We start from the raw sequence: 21749 nt of genomic DNA on the forward strand, positions 1-21749 counted from the left end.
GTTCGCGCGCCGAACCGGTATACGGAGCAAGTCATCCATGCTGATGGATAAGCTACTCGCCCAGGTCGAGCGCCCGTCGCGGTATATCGGCGGAGAGATCGGCGCGCGCCGCAAGGATCCGGCGAGCGTCGAATTCCGCGTGGCGCTGGCTTTTCCCGACGTCTACGAAATCGGGATGAGCCACCTGGGATATCAGCTTCTCTACGGCATTTTGAACGACCTGCCCTGGTGCGCCGCCGAACGGGTGTATTCCCCTTGGCCGGACATGGAGGCGTTGCTGCGCCGGGAAGGGCTGCCGCTCGGTTCGCAGGAAACCGGGACGCCGCTGGCCGCGTTCGATCTGGTCGGCTTCACGCTGCAATACGAACTTTCGGCCACGGGCATCCTGCAAATATTGGATCTGGGCGGCATCCCTTTACGCGCCGCCGACCGCGGTGAGGACGCGCCGCTGGTCATCGCGGGCGGTCCCTGCGCCGCCAATCCGGAACCGTGGGCGCTTTTTTTCGACGCGGTGTTCATCGGTGAGGGCGAGGACGCCATCGTCGAGATCGCCCGGACCTTGCGCGACGCGAAACTGGGCGGCGCCGACCGGCGGGAAAAATTGGCGCGATTGGCCGCCATTCCCGGCATGTATCTTCCGCAGGCGCGGCTACCGGTGTTTCGTGATCGTCGCCTGGAAGGATTTCAACTCGCGCCGGGGCAGCCCGCGCGCGTCCGGCGCCGCCTGGTGACGGATCTCGGGGCCGCGCCGCGACCGACCGCGCCGATCCTGCCCAGCGCGCCGGCCGTCCACGACCGTCTGGCCATCGAAGTCATGCGGGGCTGCCTGCGCGGTTGCCGCTTCTGCTTCGCGGGATTTTTCTATCGGCCGGTGCGGGAACGCGAGGGCGAACAGGTCATCGACCTGGTCCGCGCGGGACTGGCCGAGAGCGGGCACGATGAAGTGAGCCTGCTGTCGCTTTCCACCGGCGATTGGTCGCCGGTTCAGTCGGTACTGCCGCGGCTCATGCGCGAGCTGGCGCCGGCGCGGGTGGCGTTGTCGCTGCCCAGCCTGCGCGCCGAATCCTTGCGCGGCGAACTGGCCGCCGCCATCCGCCAGGTACGCCGCACCGGTTTTACCATCGCCCCCGAGGCGGCGACGGAGCGGATGCGGCGGGTCATCAACAAACCGATCGGCGACGAACCGATCCTCGAAGCCGTGCGACACGTCTTTACGATGGGCTGGGAGCTGATCAAACTGTACTTCATGATCGGCCTGCCGACGGAAACCGAGGCGGATGTCGCGGCCATCGGCGATTTGGTGCAGCGCGTCTGGCGGACCGGCAACCAGGTGGACCGCCGGGCCCGGGTGAACGTCACCGTGAGCACGTTCGTTCCCAAACCGCACACGCCGTTCGAGCGCTTCGGCATGTTGCCGCCCGCCGACCTGGTCGGACGGTTGAAGCGCTTTCCGTCGAAGGCGCAGCGCGGCGCCATCACGTTCCATACCAATCCGGTGCTGGCCAGCCTCGTCGAGGGCGCGATCACCCGCGGCGACCGCCGGACCGGCGAAGCCATCGAGGCGGCCTATCGCGGCGGCGCCCGGTTCGACGGCTGGCGCGAGCATTTCAAATACGGCGTTTGGGAAGCCGCGTTTCTTCAAGCCGGCCTCGACCTGGTCGCCGAGGCGACGAAGACGTACGCCGACGACGAGATCCTGCCGTGGGACGGCGTGGACATCGGCATCGATCCGGCCTATTTGCGGGCGGAACGGGACCGCGCCTTGCGCGGGGAAACCACCGCCGATTGCCGCGACGGCATTTGCAAGGAATGCGGCAACTGCGCGGCCGAGATTCGGACGCGGTTGGCCGCGGCGGAAATCGCCGCGCCGGCAAGCGAACCGGCCCCGCCGGCGACGACGACAACGCCACCGCCGCTGTTTCGCTATTGGATCTGCTTCGCCAAGGCGGGGACGGCCAAATGGCTGGGCCACCTGGATCTGGTGCGGCTTTTCGGCCGCGCCATGCGCCGGGCGGGGTTGCCGGTCGCCTACAGCCTCGGCTATCACCCGATGCCGCGCCTGTCGTTCGGACCGCCGCTGGCCATCGGCATCGCCGGCGACGAGGAATGGCTGGAAGCCTGGCTGACCGAAACGACGGGCCCGGCCGAAATCCAATCGCGCCTGCAATCCTCGCTGCCGGAAGGGTTCCGGCTCATTGCGGCGAAACAAATGCCCAACGAAGCGCCGAGCCTGTTCGAGGCGATCGCCGGCTGGGAGTACGAGATCGAATTGACCGAACCGGCAGGGGAAACCGCGGCGGCCGCGGCGATCGAGCGGTTTCTGGCGCTGTCCGAATACCCGGTGACGGTGGTGAAAAAAGGGCGCGACCGCGTGCTGGACGCGCGGCAACTGGTGCGCTGGGCGCGACTGGAAAACGGCCGGCTGCGGTTTTTCGCGCTCAATCCGCCATCCGGGATGCTCAAGCCGACGCACCTCGGGGCGCTTTTGCTTGGTTTGCCGGAGGAACGGATTCCGGCTTATCACGTTTTTCGGCGGCGCACGGTGATGGCGGCCGGCGAAAAAACCTAAACTTGCGATTACCGGTCGCTTTGCCTACAATCGGTCGTGCTTTTGGCAATGGGGAAATCATGCCCGGCAGCGAATTAGTGATCAATGTGACGCATCAGGAAAAGCGCGTGGCGTTGTTGGAAAACGGCCACCTGGTCGAGTTGCACATCGAGCCGGTGCGCGAGCGCGGCATTGTCGGCAATATTTACAAGGGAAAGGTCATGCGCGTCCTGCCGGGGATGCAGGCGGCCTTCGTCGATATCGGGCTGGATCGCGCGGCCTTTCTCTACGTCGCCGACGTCCGCGACCCCGAGAAGGAAGTCGATCTCTACGAGGAAAAGGCCGAGGAGGAGGCGGAGGCTTTCGCCGGGATGCAACCGGACGGCGGGGGCGATGCGTTCGATCAGGAGATCAACGCTTCCCCGGTCGCGGCGGCGGTCGCGCCGGCGGCGGTCGGCCAACCGATCGAGGAACTGCTGCGCGAAGGTCAGGAGATCATGGTCCAGGTCGCCAAGGAGCCGATCGGTTCCAAGGGCGCCCGCATCACCAGCCACGTCAGCCTGCCGGCCCGCAACCTGGTGTTGATGCCGTTCATGGATCACGTCGGCGTGTCGCGCCGGATCGAGGACGAGGAAGAGCGGACGCGGCTCAAGCAATTGGTCGACGGCCTGCGCCCGGAAGGAACGGGTTTCATCATCCGCACCGCCGCACACGGGAAGGACCGCGAGACGCTGGCCAACGATGTCGAGTTTCTCAACGGCCTGTGGCAGAACATCCACAAAAAGTACAAATCCTCGCGCGCGCCCTCGCTCATGCACAGCGACCTGAGCATCACCCTGCGGGCGATCCGCGACCTGTTCAACACCGATATCGAGCGGGTGATGATCGATTCGCCGGAGGAATACGAAAAGATTCTCAACTTCTTCGGCAAGCACATGCCGCGGATGAACTGCCGGATCGACCTCTACGAGGGCGAGGAGCCGATTTTCGATTACTACGGGCTGGAAGTCGAAATCTCGCGCGCCTTGCAGCCCAAGGTCTGGCTGAAGAGCGGCGGCTACATCGTCATCGAACAGACCGAGGCGCTGATCGCGGTCGATGTCAACACCGGGCGCTACGTCGGCAAGCACAACCTCGAGGACACCATCCTGAAGACGAACCTCGAGGCGGTGAAGGAAATCTGCTACCAGTTGCGGCTGCGCAATCTCGGCGGGCTGATCATCATCGACTTCATCGACATGGAGAAGGAAGCCAGCCGGGAAAAGGTATTTGCGGCGCTGCAGGAGGAACTGACCAAGGACCGGGCCAAGACCAACATCCTCAAGATTTCCGAACTGGGCTTGGTCGAGATGACGCGCAAGCGCACCCGCGAATCCATCGCGCGGGTGCTCAGCGAACCGTGCCCGTATTGCGACGGCAAGGGCTATGTGAAAAGCAAGATCAGCATCTGCGGCGAGATCTTCCGCGAGATCAAGAAAGAGTTCAAGAAGGCGACCGGCAAGAACATCGTGCTGCAGGTGCACCCGGAAATCGCCGACCTGCTCTACGAAGAGGAGCGGGCGGGGCTCGAATATCTCGAACAACTCAGCGGGCGCCGGATCACCATCAAGGACAATTCCACCTTCCACCTCGAACAATTCGAAGTCATCTATTCCTGATTTCGCCGCCCGGGCGGGCGCGGGAAAACCGGCGGGTCAGTTCCACGAATTGTGTTTCGCTTCCGGGTTGAACTCGTCCGGGAACTCGCGGTGCATATAACTGACGATGAACTGGTCGACCTCGCCGGCGGTGGTCAATTGCAGGGCGCTGGTGGCCAGCGCGCGCGCCTGATCGGTCGTGAACCGGCTGAGCAGCCGTTTCACGTGCAGGGCCTTGCTCGGCGTCATCGACAGCTCGTCGAGGCCCAGGCCCAGCAGCGCCATGACGTATTCCGGCTGGCCGGCCATTTCGCCGCACATCGCCACCGGAATGTCGGCGTTGTGGCCGGCGATGACGACCTGCAGAATCGCCCGCAGGATCGACGGGTGCAGCGGGTGGAACAGGTAGTTGACGTGTTCGTTGCTGCGGTCCACGGCCAGCGTGTATTGGATCAGATCGTTGGTGCCGATCGAGAAGAAATTGACTTCCTTGGCCAGCAGGTCGGCGATCCAGACAGCGGCGGGCGTTTCGATCATGATGCCGATTTCGATGTTTTCGTCGAAGGGAATGCCCTCGCGACGCAGCTCGTCCTTGGCCTTGGCCAACAGCGCCTTGGCCTGTCGCAACTCGTCCATGCCGCTGATCATCGGGAACATGATGCGAGTCTTGCCGTGCGCGCTGGCGCGCAGGATCGCCCGCAACTGGGTGTGAAAGACGTCGGGGTGGGCCAGGCAGAGCCGGATGGCGCGCAGGCCCATCGCGGGGTTGGCCTCGTTCTGGCAATCGGCCGCCGCGAAACTGACCTTGTCGCCGCCCAGGTCGATCGTGCGGATGGTGGTGACGCCGCGCGCACCGAGTTTTTCAATCACGCCGCGGTACACGTCGTACTGCGCCATTTCGTCCGGCAGGTTCGCCGAAAAGAGGAACAGGAATTCGGTCCGGAACAGGCCGATGCGTTCCACGCCGTTGGTGCGCATGATCTCCAACTCGCTGGGCAATTCGATGTTGGCGGCGAGCACGACCGGCACGCGATCGGCGGTTTGGGCGGGGAGGTCGCGAATCTTCCGGAGGTCTTCCTCGAAGCGCTTGTGTTGCCGCCGGCGCGTGTCGAAATCGGTGATCAGTTCCATCGACGGCCGCAGGTAAACCTTGCCTTCGAAGCCGTCGACGATGATCAGGTCGCCGGTTTTCACTTCTGCGGTCACCGCGTCCAGACCGACGACCGTGGGGATCGTCAGCGCGCGCGCCAGAATCGCCGTGTGGCTGGTGGTGCCGCCGAGGTCGGTGACGATGCCCAGGATTTTGTCGCGGTTGATTTGCGCCAGATCGGCCGGCGAAAGGTCGTGCGCGACGAGCACGACCGGGTCGGTGATGCCTTCGAGGCCCGATGAACTGACCCCCATCAGGTTCATGACCAACCGGCGTTCGACGTATTCGAAATCGCGCCGCCGCTCGCGTAGGTAGGGGTCCTCGACGTGATCGAACAGATTGGTCACCTCGGCGATGATCTGGGTGACCGCCCATTCGGCGTTGATCGAAAGATCCTGGATGCGCTGGCGGAGGCGGTGGAAGAATTCCGGATCCTGGTACAGGCTCAAGTGGGCTTCGATGATCTGTTTGTGCTCGTCGAGTTGCAGCTTGCCCGAGGCTTCGACCAATTGGTGCTGCGAGAGGAGGATCGCCGAGTTCAGGCGGGTGATTTCCTGGTCGATTTCGCTGGGCGCCAGCTTGTGGTGCGGCACCCGGATGTTGGGATGGTCGTAGTGATAGGCGCGGCCCAGCGCGATGCCGGGCGCGCCGGAGGCGCCGGTCATTTCCAGCACGTGTTCGTTGTTTTTAACCAACGCCGTTAATCCTCTTCAAACTTGTTGCGGAACAGCTTTTCCAATTCCACGGCGGCGCGATAGGCGTCGGGGCCCGTGGTGCGGAGTTTCAAAACGCTGCCCGGCGGGGCGATCAACTGGGTCAGGCTCATGATGCTTTTCGCATTGGCTTCCCGCCCGTCGAAGAAGATCGTCGCGTCACATTGAAAATCGTTCAGCAATTTGACGATTTTGCTGGCGACGCGCAGATGCAGACCGGCCTGGTTGATCACCGTCAACTCTCGTTCCACGAACATGCGTTCATCCATTCCGCAGATATTCGCTCGCCAGGCGGATGCTGCTGCGCCCGATTTCGGCCAGTTGCTGGCTCAGTTCCCGCAGGGATTTGCCTTCGCGCGAATACACCATGTCGACCAACATGGGAAGATTGAAACCGCTGACGACTTCCACCTTGTCTTCCTTCAGGAAGGAAAGGGCAATGTTGCTCGGCGTGCCGCCGAACATGTCGGTAAACACCATGACGCCATGGCCGGCGTTGACTTCCTTGATCGCCGCCTCGATGCGCTCGCGCACCTCGTCCGGTTTTTCCTGACCGGTGAGCGAGACGCTGCTCACCCCTTGCAGCGGGGAGCCGACGATCAACGAGGCCGTCTTGAGGATTTCTCCGCTCAAATTGCCGTGCGCGACGATCACTACTCCGACCATGATTGCCTACCTGTCTATTTTTTGACGTCCCGATGCTGAACCGTGACGATCATTCCCTGATGCTTCAATTGCCGGGCGACGTTTTCGGTGATGGCGACGGACCGATGCTTGCCGCCGGTACACCCGATCGCCAGCGTTAGATAGCTCTTTCCTTCGCGTTGGTAAAGCGGGAGCAGGAACGAGAGCAAATTAAAAAACTTTTCCAGAAACGAATGGGAGATGTCGTTTTCCAGCACGTACTTCGCGACGTTCTCGTCCAGACCCGAGAACGGCCGCAATTCCTCGATGAAGAAGGGATTGGGCAGAAACCGCACGTCCATCACCAGATCGGCGTCGCCCGGCAGGCCGAATTTAAAGCCGAAGCTGACCAGGCGCATGACCATGGTCGGCTGCAAGTTCCCGGCGGCGAACCGCTCCTGGATCAGGCTCCGCAGTTCGTGCGGCGTGAGGGCGGAGGTGTCCACCACCCAATCGGCGCTTTTTTTCAGCTCGCTCAGGCTTTCGCGTTCCTTGCCGATGCCCTCCAGAACCGAACCGCCGCTCGCCTGCGGATGGCTGCGGCGCGTTTCGGAAAAACGCTGGATGAGGATGCGGTCATCAGCCTCGAGAAAGACGATTTCGAGGTGATAGGCGTCATCGCGCAGCCGCTGGAACGTTTCGGCGGCGCGACCGGGGAAATTCGGATCGCGGGTATCCATGACCACGGCGATCCGGCTGATGTCGCCCGGCCGGCCGAGCGTCGTGAGCTGGATCAGTTTTTCCAGCAGTTCGACGGGCAGGTTGTCGATGCAGAAATAGCCCAGGTCTTCCAGGGCCTTGCTGGCGATCGATTTGCCGCTGCCGCTCAAGCCGCTGATGATGACAAGGCGGGTGTCTCTCATTCGGTTTCCTCTCCGGGTAAGCCCGCTTCCTGGCTCAACTTGGAGAGCAACTGTTGTTGAAATTCCTTCGCCGCGTTGTAGCCTTCCAGTTTGAGCAACTGATTGCGCGCCGCCACTTCGATGATCGTCGAGAGGTTGCGGCCGGGCCGCACCGGCAGCACGATCAGGGGTAGTTCCACTCCAAGGATGGTGTATTTCTTGTCGTCCAGCCCGATGCGGTCGTAATCGATGTCCTTCTCCCAGGTGACCAGCTTGACGACGAGTTGGACCTTCTTCCGGTCGCGGATGGCGCTGATACCGAACAATTCCTTGATGTTGATGATGCCCAGGCCGCGGATTTCCATGTGGTATTTGATGATTTCCGGCCCGCGGCCGTAAATGGCGGTCGGGCCCTGGCGCACCAATTCCACCGTGTCGTCGGCCACCAGGCGGTGACCGCGGGCGATCAGATCGATCGCGCATTCGCTCTTGCCGATGCCGCTGTCGCCCAAGAGCAGAACGCCCACGCCGAAGGTGTCGAGCAACACGCCGTGCAGGCTGGCGCTCTTGGCGAAATGAGCCTCGAGCAGCTTGGTCAGCCGTTCGATCAAGGCCTGCGTCGGCAGCGCGGTGCGCAGCACCGGGGTTTGGGTCCGCTCGGCATGGGCGAGAAAGATCGGCGGCACGGGCAGGTCGCGCGAGATGATGCAGCAGGCCACGTGCTGGTCGAAATATTTTTCGCAGACGCGCTCCTGGTCTTCCGCCGGCAGGCCGGCCAGATACGACATTTCGGTCTGGCCGAACAACTGAACGCGGTTGCGCGCGACGAAGGAAACGTAGCCGGTCATCGCCAGGCCGGATTTCTGCACGTAAGGGGTGCGGATTTTGTTGTCCAGGCCCGCTTCGGAAGTCAGCAGATCCAGCGATAGGTCGATCCGCCGATGCTCCAGAATTTCACGGACGGTGATGGCCGACACTTCTACTCTCCGTCGGTCGCGCCTAACAGCGCGGGCAATTGTTCGGGCGCCGCTTGCAGCAGTCGTTCGCGATTGGCCGGGTCGTGCAGCAACCGCGCCACCCGTTCCAACGCGGCCAGGTAATCAGTGATCTTTCCCTCCGGCGCGACCAGTACGAAAAAAAAGCCGCGTCGGTTCGCCGTCCGGATCGTCGAAATCGATGCCGGCCGGGCTGCGGCCGAAGACCGCGTAAATTCGATGCAGCCCACTGACTTTGGCGTGCGGGATCGCCACCCCGTCGCCGATACCAGTGCTGCCGAGTTGTTCCCGCGCCAGCAGCGCCGCAAACAGCCGGTCTTCCTCCACCTCGGGCGCGGACCAGGCCAGTCGCTGCGTCAACTCCCGGAGTACGCTCGTTTTGTCCGCGGCGCGCAACTCCGGGATGACGGCGCGCGGATCCAGAAATGATGTCAAATCCAAGGGGGTTATTCCCCTTGTGTCTGGATCAGGCCGAAGTCGCCGCTTTTACGGCGGTAGAGGACGTTGATCCGCTTACTGTCGACCTCGGTGAAGACCAGCAATTCGGACGCCGGGTTGGCGTCCATCCAAACGACCGCTTCCTGGACGCCGATGGGTTTGGGCATCGCGCCCTCGGTTACGGCGATCCGTTTCATCCATTCCGGCTGGTGCGCGGCCTCCTCGTCGATGTCCTCCACTTTTTGCACAAAAGCGTCATGTTCCGGCTTGGAACGGCCCTTTTTGGAGCGGGTCTTGTCCTTCTGTTTTTTGATCTGGCGCTCCAACTTCGTCAGGGCGTTGTCGATTGAGCTATAAATGTCGTCGGTTTCCTCGGTGCAGTTGATGCTGCTGCGGCCCGCGGTCAAAGTCATTTCGGCGATGTTGCGGTGCTTTTCGATCGACAAAACGATGTTGGCTTCGATCGGTTCGTCGAGGTAGCGCTTTACCTTCGCCAGTTTGCGTTCGGCGTATTCCTTGATTGCCTCGGTCGGTTCCATGTGCCGGAAGGTCACGCTGATTCTCATGCTCCATCCCCCGTGCCGCGCCTAATACAGGCGCTTGCGTTTGTTAGATGGCAAAATGCCCAGCATCTCGCGGTATTTGGTTACCGTGCGCCGCGCGATGTTGAGCCCCTCACGCTCGGATAACAGTTGAACGATCTTTTGGTCCGAATATGGTTTGCGCGAATTTTCCTCCGCGATAATTTTCGTGATCATGTTCTTGACGCTCTCGGAGGCGACCGAGCCGCCGTCGTCGGAGCCGATGCCGCTGTTGAAGAAGTATTTGAGCTCGAAAATGCCCTGCGGGGTATGCACGTATTTGTTGGTGGTGACGCGGCTGACGGTCGATTCGTGCATGCCGATGTCGTCGGCGACGTCGCGCAGGATCAGCGGCCGCAGGAAATTGATGCCCTTATCCAGGAACTCGCGTTGGAATTTGACGATGCTTTCGGTGACGCGGTAGATCGTCCGCTGGCGTTGGTGAATCGAGCGGATCAGCCAGACGGCGCTGCGCAGCTTGTCCTGGATGTAGTCGTGCTCGATTTTGTTCTTCGTGCCGCCGCCCTGCAAAATCTGCTTGTAGTAATTGCTGATTTTCAGCTTCGGCAGGCCGTCGTCGTTCTGTGTGATGACGTATTCGTCGCCGACCTTCTGGATGTAGATGTCGGGAATGATGTACTGGGTCCGCTCGCTGCCGAAGGGACGGCCCGGCTTCGGTTCCAGTTGCGAGATGATGTGCAGCCGCGCCAGGACGTCTTCCACGGAACAGGACAAGGTCTTGGCGATCTTTTTATAGTCGCGCCGCTCCAGGTCGGGCAGATGATGGGTGATGATCGCCTCGATCAACGGTTCCTCGATTTCCAGGGCGCGCACCTGCAGCATCAGGCACTCGACCAGGTCGCGCGCGCCCACGCCGGTCGGATCGAAGGATTGGATGTGTTCGAGAACCCATTCGGCATTCTCGTATTCCAGATTTTCCTTCTCGCAGATTTCCGCCAGCGGCGTTGCCAGGTATCCATCGTCATTAATATAACCAATTAAAACGGCGCCGACGGCTTTGGTTTCCGGATCCAGGTCGGCCAACTGCAATTGCCATTCGAGATGGGTCGGCAAATCCTCGCGCCGCACCTGGACCGCCTCGGCCGCTTCGCGGTCCTCGTCCTCGAAACCGCCGCCGCCCTGATAATCGGACACGCTGCGGCGGGATAGGTAAGTCGCCCAGTCGATATTTTGGTCGGGACCGGTTTCGGCGGCTTCGACATCGGATTTGATTTCCGGGCCGGAATCGGGCAACTCGCGCGGGTTTTCCACGGCCTCCGGTAATTCTTCAAGTACTGGATTTTCAACCATTTCCTGCTGGATGTGGTCGACCATTTCGAGGTGGTTGAGTTGCAGCAATTTGATGGCCTGTTGCAATTGCGGCGTCATGATGAGCTGCTGCGAGAGCCGCAAATTCATCTTCATTTCGAGGGCCATCGGTCCGTTTTACCTCGTCAAAGCCGGAACTTGTCGCCCAGGTAGATTTCCCGCGCCTGGGGGCTGTTGGCGATCGTTTGCGGATCGCCTTTTTCCAGTATTTTCCCTTGGTGAATAATATAAGCCCGATCGCAGATGGTTAACGTTTCGCGCACATTGTGATCGGTGATCAGTACGCCGATGCCGCGGTCGCGAAGCTGGGCCACGATGTTCTGGATTTCGTTCACTGCGATCGGATCGATGCCGGCGAACGGCTCGTCCAGCAGCAGGAATCGGGGCTGCGTCACCAGCGCCCGGCTGATTTCCACGCGCCGCCGCTCGCCGCCCGACAGCGAATAGGCCTTGTTTTTCCGCAAATGCGTGATGCCCAGATCGCCCAGCAGGGATTCCAGCCGGTTGGCGCGCTCTTCCTTGGAAAGGTCCATGGTTTCGAGAATCGCCAGGATGTTTTCCTCGACGGTCAACTTGCGAAAAACCGACGGTTCCTGCGCCAGGTAGCTGATGCCGTGGCGCGCGCGGCGATACATCGGCATATCCGTGAGATCCAGCTCGCCCAGCAGAACCCGCCCTTCATCGGGGCGGTACAAACCGACCACCATGTAGAAATTGGTCGTTTTCCCGGCGCCGTTCGGTCCCAACAGGCCGACGACCTCGCCCTGGCGCACCTCGATGCTGCAATGATCCACCACCGCTCGTTTGTGGAACGATTTGCAGAGGTTTTCGGTGTGCAAGACGAGTCGTTCCGGCATCGGTTATCGTTCCTGATCTTTCTGATCGGATCCTTTTTGTTTGTCTTGAAGTTTCTTCGCCTCGCCGGGATTGATCGTCACGGTGACCCGGCCCGTGGAAGCGCCCAGAATTTCGATCTGCCGGCTCGGCAGGTGAATCACGATGGCCGACCCGCGCAGGGCGTTGGAACCCTGGGTGACCAGCGGATTGCCGCTCAGGGCGATGGTCTGGGCTTCGTTGTCGAACTCGGCCCGGTCGCAGGTGGCGCGGCGGTCTTCCTGCACTAGTTGCACGCGTCCCAGGGCGATCAGCCGCCGGATCTGGCCGCCGGCCTCGGGCAAGCCGCCCAGCGGTTCGCTTGGCTCATTACCCGTTTCTTTTTTGGCCGCCGGTTGATAGTGGATCAGCAGGATGTCGCAATTGAGCACCGATTTGTCCTGCACGCCGACGACGTTGCCCTCGAAGCGGATGACCTGACTGCCGTTGTCGGCTTCCAGCCGATCGGCCTGGATGTGAATCGGCTTGTTGGGGTCGAAATCCGGCGGCATGACGCCGTTGTTCTGGCTGAAGGCCGCGGCCGGCCACAACCCGAGAAACAGCAACGCGATGAAGGCCCATTTTTTCATGGCTTGCTCGCCGCCCACCAATCGGCTTCCACGTTTTGCTTCAGCCGGATTTTTTGCTCGTCCAGGTCCAACTCCATGCCGACCCCCTTCACGCTGAAAAAGGGCCCGGTCAACAACACTGCCTGATCGGTCGTCGCTCGCCGGGGATCGGCGGTGAAATCCAGCCGCGCGGTGCGGAAAACCATCCCGTCGTCGGTTTCGCCATGGACATCGCCTTCCATCCGACCTTGGCGGGATTGCACGTCAACATTGGCGCGTTCGCCCTTGATCTCGATCCGCCGGCCGTTTTCCCAGAGCAGGGCGTCCACCTGGTTGAATCGCGCCTCATTCGCCACGGCAAAGTATTGCGCTTGCGCGGCTCGCACCTGCCACCGCATTTGGCCGTTCATCGTTCGAGTATAGATGAAGTCGTCCATTTTACCGAAGGGGGATTCTTCCTTGTTGTCGCCGCGCGGCAGGTCGGTCTTGTCCGGCATCGAGGCCCACCAAACCAGACCGGCGGCGATCAGCAATCCGACTAGAATCCCAAGGTGTTTGGCCGGGTGATTTTTCATTGGCGCGTCTATTATAGCATATTCTGTGCCAAGGCAAGATGAAACTTTATCGCCGCGCCGCTTCCGGGCGGGTGAAAATACAAATTGCGGTTCCGGTTGTGAAGCGGTAAACTACTAGAAATTTATAGATTTTTCACTGGAGACGTCGGCTTGGGCGACAACCCTCGGGCGACACGTATTATCCTTTGGACACTGGGCCTGACGGTGATCTTCCGCCTGTTGTTGCCGCGTCTTTTCGGCCTGCTGGACGGCGACAGCGTCAGCCTGTTCATCGACGCCGAAAAACTACTGCGGACCGGCGTCCCAAGCATCACATCCACCCTGCAGGTTTATCTGATTTCCCTGGCCTATCGGATCGGCGGCATGAAACTGACCGTGGCGCGTTACGTGCCGCTGCTCGCCGGTTGGGGAACGATGTTGTTGCTCTATCTGCAAGGCGACGACCCGAAGGAACGAACGGGCATCTGGGCGGCGCTGCTTTACGGCGTTTTGCCGATTTCGGTTTTTTTCAGCGTCAGCGAGTTGCCTTACGGCACCATGACCTTTCTGGCGGTGCTGGCGCTTTGGTCCCTGGTGCAAGCTCAAGGGAAGGGGATGGCCTGGCTGGGGATCGTGGCCGGGCTCGCGCTCGGCGGCGCATTTTTATGCAAGACCTTCGCCGCGGTTTTCGTCCTGCCGGTTTTTTATTCGCTGGTTTCCCATTTACGAAACGAACGGGAGCGGCGGGAGAAGCGCTGGACGCCGGACTGTCTGGCCCTGGCGGTTTGGGCCTTGATCGTCGGCGGAGTGATCGTCTGGCGATTACCGGTTTTCGGCTGGTCGATCTTCAACGATTACCCGACCGATTGGCGATTCGACCTGGCGACCCAGATCTGGTCGGCGCGTTGGTTCGACCTGATCAATCTGCATTCGCTGGCGCTGCCGATCCTGGCGCCCGGCGTGGTCCTGGCGATTCTCCGCCGCAACGCCGAGCCGTTCGTCCGGCTGAGCGTCTGGCTGATCGCGGCCGACGTGGCCGTCTATCTGTTCAACCCGGTCAATCATTTCCCGCGGGTTCTGCTGCCGGCGATGCCTTTCCTGGCTTACATCGCCGCGGTAGAAATGACACACGCCGTGGAGGCCAAACGCTTTCGGGTATTGGCATCCTGGGCTTTGATGGCTTTTCTGCTGCTGGTGGTCCGGCTTTCCTGGCCGGATTGGTGGCTGAACGCGCGGCCGTGGACGCTCGTTGCGGAAACGCTGGCCGGCCTCGCGGTATTAGCGATCCTGGCGGTTCTTTGGCCGCGCCGGGTGGAGATCGACGGCGAATCGGCGGTGGCTTTTCTCCTGGTCGCGACGAGCATTTTCGGTTTTACGGCAGCGTACCGCGATCTGGATCGGGTCGAGCGGTTGTCGATGGCCCGGATCGAGGCGGTGCGCTATGCGGATGTCACCAGCGGCCTGCTGGGCGGCGGTGACGTCGTTTACCTGCTGATGCGCGATCTGCCGAACGTTTCGATTCTTACCGATCTGCCGCGTGAACGGCTGCTGCAAATGCTGCGCGAAGGATTGCCGGCGACCATGCGCGCGCTGGGGATGACGACGGCGATCGAGGATCGCGCCGACACCGAGGGCATTCTGGCCATGGTGAAAAACCTGGCCGCGGAAGAGGGCATCGCCCTGCCGCCGGACTATTCGCCCTTTACCAAGCTGGCGGCCGATCCGCTGACCGAACGGCTGTTCGACAACGGCCTGTTCAGTTTGTACCGCCTGACCGACGTTCCGCCCGCCACGACCGCCGCCTGGCCCGAATGGAGCCGCGTGGAACCGGAACTGGATCGCTCGGGCCTGGGACTGATTCAACCGCTGCCGGCGCGATTGGCGGTGACGCAGCGTCCCGGACCGCGGACGCCGGGCGGCGCCGTCGATCGCTTGATTACCGCCGAATTGACCGTCTGGCCTGATCGCCGGAGGTTTTTCGAGATCCGCGTGCGCGCCTTGAATCAAGCCAATGAAGCGCTCTGGGAGCAACAGGAGGTCGTCGCCTTTCCCGCCGCGCCCGATTCGCCGGGGGTCCATTGCCGGATCATCGCGGTCGATCGCGAGCCGGTCGCGGGCCAGGAGACCGTCATCGTGCCCAAGGGCATTCGCGATGTCGCGACCATGGAAATCAGCGTGCAGCCGGAAGAGAGCGACCAGCCTTTGATCGCCTTGGTGCGCACACCCTCGTGGTGGTAGGATCGACGCCATGCGCCGACTGTCCTTTTCCTGCTTCTGGTATCCGCTGCTCCTGTTCGGACTGGCGTTGGCGGCGCGTTACGTCTTTTTCCGCTACTTCGGAAACGAATTTTCCCATGAAGGCGAGAGCTACAGCAAAATCAACCTCGTGCGCGTCTGGCTCGATCAGGGTAAGCCGTATCCGGACCCCAATTTCGGGCCGCTGCACACCTGGCTGATTTACCTGCTGGTCCGGATCGGCGGCGATTGGATTCTGCCGGTGCGCGTTTTCGGGCTGCTGGTCGGTTCGCTGACCGTGCCGATCTATTATTTCTTCCTGCGCGCGGCGACGGACGAACGAACGGCGATCCTCGCCGCCCTCCTGTTCGCCTTGTTCCCGACTCATCTGCGCGCCAGCCCGACCGGCTTGGCGGAAGTGCCGTACCTGTTTTTTTTCGTCGGCGGCCTCTGGATGTATTTTCTGGCCTGGAATCGGCGCGACCGCCGGACGTGGGTCTATTTCTCACTGGCGGCCCTGGGTTGGACCGCCGCCGGAATGCTGCGCTTCGAGGCGTGGCTGTATTACCCGGTGCTGTGCCTGGCGCTGCTGGGGCGGCGCCGCATCGGCGAGGCCTTCGGCTTCGGGGCGATGCTGGCGGTCTTTCCCCTGATCCACATGGGGATCTCCTGGCACGATTTCGGCAACCCGACCAATTTCGCCGCGACCAGCGCGTCGTCGTTCCTGCAGTACATGCCCGACATGCCGTGGGCGGACAAGGCGTTCGGTTGGTTTTATTCGCTCGAACTGGGCATGGGCTGGCCGGCGGCGATTCTGGCGGCGGCCGGCCTGGTGTCGGCGTTGATCCGGCGGCGTTTTCTACTGCCGGCCGCGCTCCTGATTTTCCCGCTTGCCCTGCTGGAATACAAAGCGATCAGCAATACGCTGGACCCCAGCCTGGAGCGATACATCGTCGGCCTGGCGGCGCTGCTCTACGCCTTCGCCGGATTTGCCCTGTCGTCCTTCGGAGAGCATTTGCAGCGGATTCGGACGCCGCTCCGGCACGCGGTGACGGTCGCCCTGGCGGCCATCCTGGTATTTCAGGTGGTGCATGCCTGGAACGAGGCGGTGGAGAACCGCTATCCGGCTGACGTCAGGCAGGTGGTCGATTGGCTGCGGCGTTACACGGGCCCGGCGGATCGGGTGCTGCCAGATCAGCGGTTTCATCCGTACGTCGAACTGGAAAGCCGGCTGCCGATCGGCGCTTTCGTCAATTTGCAATGGCGGCCGGATCGCAAGGCGCTCGATCCGCAGGCTTTCGCGCTGCTCCTGGCCGAGACGCCGCCGACGATCGTCATTTTCGACTACCTGCTGGCCGATACGCCGTACGTCAATTCCAATCTCGACGTTTTTCCGGTGCCGCGCGACGCGCCGGAATACGAGCAGTACGGCTTGCGGCTGACCAAGGTTTTCGCGGCGGGCGATTTCGTGATCTACCGTTCGACGAAGAAGGAAGCGGACTCGTGAAGCGGCGCGCCGAAATTTTCGCCCTGGCGCTGATTCTGGCGACGGCCTTGGGAGTGCGGCTCTATTTCCTGACCGCCGGTCCCAACGCGCTCTCCGACGAGTACGAGGGCTTCAGCAAACTGCATCTCATGCTGCAATGGGCCGATCAGCCGTCTCATTACCCGGACGTCAATTTCGGCCCCTTGCACACAGTGCTGTTATGGCTGCCTTATCGCTTGACGGGCCACGTGGTTTTTCCCGGCCGCTTGCTGACTTTGTTGTTCGGCCTGCTGCTTTTCCTGCCGGCCTATCGGCTGATCGGCCGCCATTGCGGGCCGGTCGCGGCACTGGCGGGCGCGTGGCTGCTGGCGTGGCTCTATCCGCTGGCGGCGGCCAGCGTCGTGACGTTGGCCGAGGTGCCGTTTGTCTTCTTCACTCTGCTGGCGATCGATCTGTTGGACGATTTCACCGCCGATCCGGCGGGCAAACGGCCGCTGTTGTTCGGGGCGGCGCTGGCGGCGACTGCGGCGGCGGCCTGTCGCTTCGAGGGCTGGCCGCTCCTGCCGCTTTACGCGGTTTATCTGGGCTGCGGCCGGCGGCGGCGCGAGTTCTGGTGGTTCGCCGCGGCATTGGCCGTTTTTCCGTTGGCGCACCTGGTTGTTTCCTACCGCGATCACGGCGATCCGCTCGGCTTCATCAAGATCAGCGCCGCCGTGACGGCGATCAACGCGGCTCGCGTGCCGCTGGCTGATCGCGTCTGGCTGTTGCCCAAGGCTTTGACGGAGACGATCGGGTGGCCGGGCCTGGTATTGGGCGCGGCCGGCGCGTCGGCGGCGCTGTGGCGGCGAAAGATGATCTTGCCGTTGGCGGCGCTGGTCGTGCAGTTCGCCCTGCTGGAAAAGAAAAGCATCGACGCCTCGCTGGATCCGACCTTGCTGCGCTACACCACGCTGCTGGGCGCGTTGCTGGCCCTGTTCGTCGGGGTTTTGCCGGCGGCGGGGCGCTGGTCGACGGACCGCGGCCGGCGGCTGGCGGTCGTGGCGGTGTTCGTCCTGGCCGGTTGGGCGGCGTGGGCCACCCAGCAGAATGCGCTGCGGGAATCGCATCGCCTGGCGCAATCTTTCGAGGTGTTCGAACTGACGGCCCGTCTGCGCGCCGAGTTATCGCCCGACGACCGCGTCCTGCTGGGCGACGAATACCATCCGGTGATCGTCGTGGATTCCGAGCGCTCCTGGCGGTGCTTCCGGCGGCTGGTGGTCACGAACGAGGGGCATGATGTGCCGCCGCAGATTTCCCTCGCGGACGTCGCGGCCTGGGCGCCGACGGCGATTTTGCTCGATCGCACGGAAGCGAAATTTCAAAACGCGTTGCGGATCGGCGACGAACCGGAAATCAATCTGGGCGGCCGGACCTACCGACGTCTCTGGCAGATCAAACGCTGGTCATTTTTCCGCGTGATGGAGGGCGGGGCGTGAAGATCGGCAAACGACTGTTTTTCGCCGGTTGCGCCGTCCTGATGGTTTTGGGCGCGGCGGAACTGGCGGTGCGGCTGCTTTTTCCGGGAATCGCGGCCAAGGCGGCGTCGATGCAATTCGCCAATCCGCACCGCGACCAGCCCGAGAGTTTCGTCCGCGATCCGTTGCTGTTCTGGCGGTTGAAACCCGACAACGCGGCCTGGGAAGTCAATGCGGACGGCTATCGCGGCCCCCGGCGCGCCAAGGACAAATCCGCGGGGACGCTCCGCGTCTGTTGCCTGGGCGATAGCTGCACCTTCGGCCTGAGCGCCCGGCCGCTCGCTTACGCCGATACCTACCCGGCGGTCCTCGAAAAATTGCTGGCGGCGCGGTTGGGCCGGCCGGTCGAGGCACTGAATTTCGGTTGCCCGGGTTACACCAGTTGGCAGGGGCTGCGCCAGTTGGAAACGGTCGTGCTTTCCTACCGTCCCGATATCGTCACCGCCTATTTCGGCACCAACGACGGTTACGAGGCGATCGGTTATCCGGACGCCGAGCAGCGGCCGCTGGACCGAATCCCCGGCGGCCGAATCGCCGGCCTGCAGGTGATTCTCTGGCACAGCGCGAGTTACACCCTGCTGACGCGCGGCGTCACCTGGGCCAAGCGGGCGACCGCCGCCGCCGGGTTGCCGCGGGTCAGCTTCGAGGCGTTTCGCGTCAACGCCGCCGCGATGCGGTCCGTGGCGCGGGAGCGGGGTTTTCGACTCTACTTCATTCCTACTTACTATATCGAAAATAACGGAGTGTTGACGCGCGAGGAAATCTCGGCGGTGGAGCCGCTGGTCGATCCACGGGAGGCGTTCTTCGGCCGCGGCTATCCGCCGGACGCGCTTTTCTCGCCGCCGCCGGATCGCGTACACCCGACGCGCCTGGGGCATCTATTAATAGCCGAAGCCGTGGCCGATCGGTTGGTAAGCGATCTCAACAACGCGTCATCGCAAGACAAAGTGGTCGATTGAGCGAAATTTGGGAGTCGATTGACACCGGGTTTTGCGTTCTGTAAGTTTCCCTTGCCTTTTACTTTGGCGGCCCGAATGCCGCCAAGGATTTTTTTGAGGGAAGGAGTATTTCATGCCCGCGAAAGACTATCTGTTTACTTCCGAATCCGTGACCGAAGGTCATCCCGATAAAGTGGCGGATGCCGTTTCCGATGCCGTGCTCGACGCGATCATCGACCAGGATCCCGGGGCGCGCGTCGCGTGCGAAACACTGGTGACCACCGGCATGGCCGTGGTCGCCGGCGAGATCACCACCAATTGCTACGTCCACCTGCCGGATATCGTCCGGAACACGATCAAGGACATCGGATATACCAGCTCCTACATGGGCTTCGACGCCGAGACCTGCGCCGTGCTGTCCAGCGTCGACCGGCAGAGCCCCGACATCGCCATGGGCGTCGACGCCAACATGGGCTTGCACAAGGAGCAGGGCGCGGGCGATCAGGGCATCATGTTCGGCTTCGCGATCAACGAAACCGACACCCTGATGCCGGCGCCGATTTACTACGCCCACGCGTTGACCATGGGCCTGTCGATGGCGCGGCGGCAAAGCCGGCTCGACTTCCTGCGCCCCGACGGCAAGAGCCAGGTGACGGTGGAATACCGCGACGACAAGCCGGTGCGCATCCACACGGTGGTCATCGCGGCGCAGCATTCGCCCGACGTCAGCCATCACGACCTGGTGGAAGGCATCAAGGCGGAAGTCGTCAACAAGTGCCTGCCCGCGAATCTGCTCGATAAAAACACGGTGTACCACATCAACGCCACCGGCCGGTTCGTCTTCGGCGGCCCGATGGCCGACGCGGGCGTCACGGGCCGGAAGATCATCGTCGACACGTACGGCGGCATGGGGCGGCACGGCGGCGGCGCGTTCTCGGGCAAGGACCCGTCGAAGGTGGACCGCACCGCCAGCTACATGGCGCGGCACATCGCCAAGAACATCGTCGCCGCGGGGCTGGCCGACAAGTGCGAATTGCAGCTCGGCTACGTCATCGGCGTGGCCGATCCGGTTTCGGTGAACATCGACACCTTCGGCACCGAAAAAACCGACCCGGCGAAGATCGTGCAGGCGGTCCGCGACCTGTTCCCGCTCAAGCCGGCGGCCATGATCAAGTACCTCGACCTGCTGCGGCCGATTTACCGCAAGACCACCGCGTTCGGCCACTTCGGCCGCGAGGGCTTCTCGTGGGAAAAGACCGACAAGGCGGCGGAGCTGAAGAAGATCCTGGGCTGAACCGACCGCGCATCAGCGATCGCAATCGAGTGGGCCGGCTGCAGGGCCGGCCCCCGTTTTTCAAGGAGAGTGGATTCATGGTGAAGCACGACGTGAAAGACATCAAGCTGGCGGAACTGGGACGCAACCGCATCGTCTGGGCCGAACATTCCATGCCCGTACTGCGCCAGATCCGCGAACGTTTCGCCAAGGAAAAACCGCTGCAGGGTCTGACCATCGCCGCGTGCTTGCACGTCACCACCGAGACCGGCAACCTCGCGCGCACCCTGAAAGCGGGCGGGGCGACCGTGGCCCTGTGCGCCTCGAATCCGTTGTCGACCCAGGACGACGTGGCCGCGAGCCTGGCGTTGCATGACGAAATCAGCGTCTTCGCCATCAAGGGCGAGGATCACGAAACGTATTACCGGCACATTCACGACTGCCTCGATTTCCATCCGCAGATCACCATGGACGACGGCGCCGACCTGGTGAACGTGCTGCACAGCAAGCGGCAGGAGCAGATCGCCGAGGTGCTCGGCGGCACCGAGGAAACCACGACCGGCGTGATCCGGCTGCGCGCCATGGCCCACGACGGCGTCCTGCGCTTTCCGGTCATCGCGATCAACGACGCCAAGACCAAGCACCTTTTCGACAACCGCTACGGCACCGGCCAATCCACCATCGACGGCATGATCCGGGCCACCAACCGGCTGCTCGCCGGCAGCAACTTCGTGGTCTCCGGCTACGGCTGGTGCGGCCGCGGCGTCGCCCTGCGCGCGCACGGCATGGGCGCCAACGTGATCATCTGCGAAATCGATCCGCTCAAAGCGCTAGAAGCGGTGATGGACGGCTACCGCGTGATGCCCATCGGCAAGGCCGCCGCGATCGGCGATTTCTTCTGCACGCTGACCGGCGACATCAACGTCATCCGCCGCGAACATTTCCAAATGATGAAAGACGGCGCGATCGTCGCCAACAGCGGCCACTTCAACGTCGAACTCGACCTGAAGGGTCTGGCGGCGGACGCCAAGGAGCGTCACGAGGCCCGGCCGTTCGTCGAGGAATTCAAACTGGCCGACGGCCGGCGGATCTACGTGCTCGGCGAGGGCCGGCTGATCAACCTGGCGGCCGCCGAGGGACACCCCAGCGCCGTGATGGACATGAGCTTCGCCAACCAGTCGCTGACGGTCGAATACCTGTTCGCCAAGCGGCCGGTTCTCGAAAAAACGGTCTACTCGGTGCCGCAGGACATCGACCAGGAAATCGCCCGCCTCAAGTTGAAGGCGATGGGCGTGGAAATCGACACCCTGACCGACGAGCAGGTCGCGTACCTCAATTCGTACGACATGGGCACCTGATCGTTCGGCCTTAACCCGATAACGGCACTTCC

Annotated in this window: 19 protein-coding genes; 8 read left to right on the forward strand and 11 right to left on the reverse strand. The window is 62.5% G+C overall.

The window, feature by feature from the left end; genetic code table 11:
• Positions 1-37 precede the first annotated feature (37 nt).
• Positions 38-2569: a TIGR03960 family B12-binding radical SAM protein gene (locus tag GX444_17090; protein NLH50298.1), complete on the forward strand. Its 2532-nt coding sequence runs from the start codon at positions 38-40 to the stop codon at positions 2567-2569.
• Between the two features lie 59 nt (positions 2570-2628).
• Positions 2629-4206, forward strand: coding sequence for an Rne/Rng family ribonuclease (locus tag GX444_17095; GenBank protein NLH50299.1), 1578 nt, complete (start codon positions 2629-2631; stop codon positions 4204-4206).
• A 36-nt stretch (positions 4207-4242) separates the two neighbouring features.
• Here GX444_17095 and ptsP read toward each other — a convergent pair whose 3' ends face one another.
• The 11 genes from ptsP to lptC form a co-directional block, all read right to left on the reverse strand.
• On the reverse strand, positions 4243-6030 hold the full coding sequence (gene ptsP / locus GX444_17100) for a phosphoenolpyruvate--protein phosphotransferase (protein ID NLH50300.1): 1788 nt from the start codon (positions 6028-6030) through the stop codon (positions 4243-4245).
• A 5-nt stretch (positions 6031-6035) separates the two neighbouring features.
• Positions 6036-6305, reverse strand: a complete 270-nt coding sequence (locus GX444_17105; protein NLH50301.1) for an HPr family phosphocarrier protein — start codon at positions 6303-6305, stop codon at positions 6036-6038.
• A 4-nt stretch (positions 6306-6309) separates the two neighbouring features.
• Positions 6310-6714: a PTS sugar transporter subunit IIA gene (locus tag GX444_17110; protein ID NLH50302.1), complete on the reverse strand. Its 405-nt coding sequence runs from the start codon at positions 6712-6714 to the stop codon at positions 6310-6312.
• Between the two features lie 14 nt (positions 6715-6728).
• On the reverse strand, positions 6729-7595 hold the full coding sequence (rapZ, locus tag GX444_17115; protein NLH50303.1) for an RNase adapter RapZ: 867 nt from the start codon (positions 7593-7595) through the stop codon (positions 6729-6731).
• Positions 7592-8551, reverse strand: a complete 960-nt coding sequence (gene hprK / locus GX444_17120; GenBank protein ID NLH50304.1) for an HPr(Ser) kinase/phosphatase — start codon at positions 8549-8551, stop codon at positions 7592-7594. Before hprK ends, rapZ begins: the two co-directional genes overlap by 4 nt.
• Positions 8552-8674: 123 nt before the next feature.
• Positions 8675-9010, reverse strand: a complete 336-nt coding sequence (locus GX444_17125; protein NLH50305.1) for a PTS sugar transporter subunit IIA — start codon at positions 9008-9010, stop codon at positions 8675-8677.
• A 5-nt stretch (positions 9011-9015) separates the two neighbouring features.
• Positions 9016-9573, reverse strand: coding sequence for a ribosome-associated translation inhibitor RaiA (gene raiA, locus GX444_17130; GenBank protein NLH50306.1), 558 nt, complete (start codon positions 9571-9573; stop codon positions 9016-9018).
• Between the two features lie 21 nt (positions 9574-9594).
• Complete coding sequence (gene rpoN, locus GX444_17135; protein NLH50307.1) at positions 9595-11025, reverse strand: RNA polymerase factor sigma-54; 1431 nt, start codon at positions 11023-11025, stop codon at positions 9595-9597.
• 17 nt (positions 11026-11042) lie between these two features.
• Positions 11043-11774 carry an LPS export ABC transporter ATP-binding protein gene (gene lptB, locus GX444_17140; protein NLH50308.1) on the reverse strand — a complete coding sequence of 244 codons (732 nt, stop codon included), beginning with the start codon at positions 11772-11774 and terminating at the stop codon, positions 11043-11045.
• A 3-nt stretch (positions 11775-11777) separates the two neighbouring features.
• Positions 11778-12380: a hypothetical protein gene (locus GX444_17145; protein ID NLH50309.1), complete on the reverse strand. Its 603-nt coding sequence runs from the start codon at positions 12378-12380 to the stop codon at positions 11778-11780.
• Complete coding sequence (lptC, locus tag GX444_17150; GenBank protein NLH50310.1) at positions 12377-12934, reverse strand: LPS export ABC transporter periplasmic protein LptC; 558 nt, start codon at positions 12932-12934, stop codon at positions 12377-12379. Before lptC ends, GX444_17145 begins: the two co-directional genes overlap by 4 nt.
• A gap of 150 nt (positions 12935-13084) precedes the next feature.
• Between lptC and GX444_17155 the strand changes: the two genes are divergently transcribed.
• From GX444_17155 to GX444_17180, 6 genes are all read left to right on the forward strand, one after another.
• On the forward strand, positions 13085-15151 hold the full coding sequence (locus tag GX444_17155; protein ID NLH50311.1) for a hypothetical protein: 2067 nt from the start codon (positions 13085-13087) through the stop codon (positions 15149-15151).
• A gap of 10 nt (positions 15152-15161) precedes the next feature.
• Positions 15162-16655, forward strand: a complete 1494-nt coding sequence (locus tag GX444_17160) for a glycosyltransferase family 39 protein (GenBank protein NLH50312.1) — start codon at positions 15162-15164, stop codon at positions 16653-16655.
• The gene (locus tag GX444_17165; GenBank protein NLH50313.1) at positions 16652-18109 is read left to right on the forward strand and encodes a hypothetical protein; all 1458 of its coding nucleotides are present in this window, start codon (positions 16652-16654) and stop codon (positions 18107-18109) included. The genes GX444_17160 and GX444_17165 overlap by 4 nt, the downstream gene beginning before the upstream one ends.
• Positions 18106-19107, forward strand: coding sequence for an SGNH/GDSL hydrolase family protein (locus GX444_17170; GenBank protein ID NLH50314.1), 1002 nt, complete (start codon positions 18106-18108; stop codon positions 19105-19107). The genes GX444_17165 and GX444_17170 overlap by 4 nt, the downstream gene beginning before the upstream one ends.
• A gap of 112 nt (positions 19108-19219) precedes the next feature.
• A complete protein-coding gene (locus GX444_17175) occupies positions 19220-20380 on the forward strand; it encodes a methionine adenosyltransferase (GenBank protein NLH50315.1) in 1161 nt (386 codons plus the stop codon).
• Positions 20381-20460: 80 nt separating this feature from the next.
• Positions 20461-21717, forward strand: coding sequence for an adenosylhomocysteinase (locus tag GX444_17180; GenBank protein NLH50316.1), 1257 nt, complete (start codon positions 20461-20463; stop codon positions 21715-21717).
• Positions 21718-21749 lie beyond the last annotated feature (32 nt).

Source organism: Myxococcales bacterium, assembly GCA_012517325.1.
In the GTDB taxonomy this organism is placed as follows: Bacteria; Lernaellota; Lernaellaia; order Lernaellales; family Lernaellaceae; genus JAAYVF01.

What these genes read in the sequence shown, in the direction of transcription:
- GX444_17090 (NLH50298.1), top strand. Translation starts at nt 38, where the DNA reads ATGCTGATGGATAAGCTACTCGCCCAGGTCGAGCGCCCGTCGCGGTAT.
- GX444_17095 (NLH50299.1), top strand. Translation starts at nt 2,629, where the DNA reads ATGCCCGGCAGCGAATTAGTGATCAATGTGACGCATCAGGAAAAGCGC.
- GX444_17105 (NLH50301.1), bottom strand. Translation starts at nt 6,305, where the DNA reads ATGTTCGTGGAACGAGAGTTGACGGTGATCAACCAGGCCGGTCTGCAT.
- GX444_17110 (NLH50302.1), bottom strand. Translation starts at nt 6,714, where the DNA reads ATGGTCGGAGTAGTGATCGTCGCGCACGGCAATTTGAGCGGAGAAATC.
- rapZ (NLH50303.1), bottom strand. Translation starts at nt 7,595, where the DNA reads ATGAGAGACACCCGCCTTGTCATCATCAGCGGCTTGAGCGGCAGCGGC.
- raiA (NLH50306.1), bottom strand. Translation starts at nt 9,573, where the DNA reads ATGAGAATCAGCGTGACCTTCCGGCACATGGAACCGACCGAGGCAATC.
- rpoN (NLH50307.1), bottom strand. Translation starts at nt 11,025, where the DNA reads ATGGCCCTCGAAATGAAGATGAATTTGCGGCTCTCGCAGCAGCTCATC.
- lptB (NLH50308.1), bottom strand. Translation starts at nt 11,774, where the DNA reads ATGCCGGAACGACTCGTCTTGCACACCGAAAACCTCTGCAAATCGTTC.
- GX444_17145 (NLH50309.1), bottom strand. Translation starts at nt 12,380, where the DNA reads ATGAAAAAATGGGCCTTCATCGCGTTGCTGTTTCTCGGGTTGTGGCCG.
- lptC (NLH50310.1), bottom strand. Translation starts at nt 12,934, where the DNA reads ATGAAAAATCACCCGGCCAAACACCTTGGGATTCTAGTCGGATTGCTG.
- GX444_17160 (NLH50312.1), top strand. Translation starts at nt 15,162, where the DNA reads ATGCGCCGACTGTCCTTTTCCTGCTTCTGGTATCCGCTGCTCCTGTTC.
- GX444_17175 (NLH50315.1), top strand. Translation starts at nt 19,220, where the DNA reads ATGCCCGCGAAAGACTATCTGTTTACTTCCGAATCCGTGACCGAAGGT.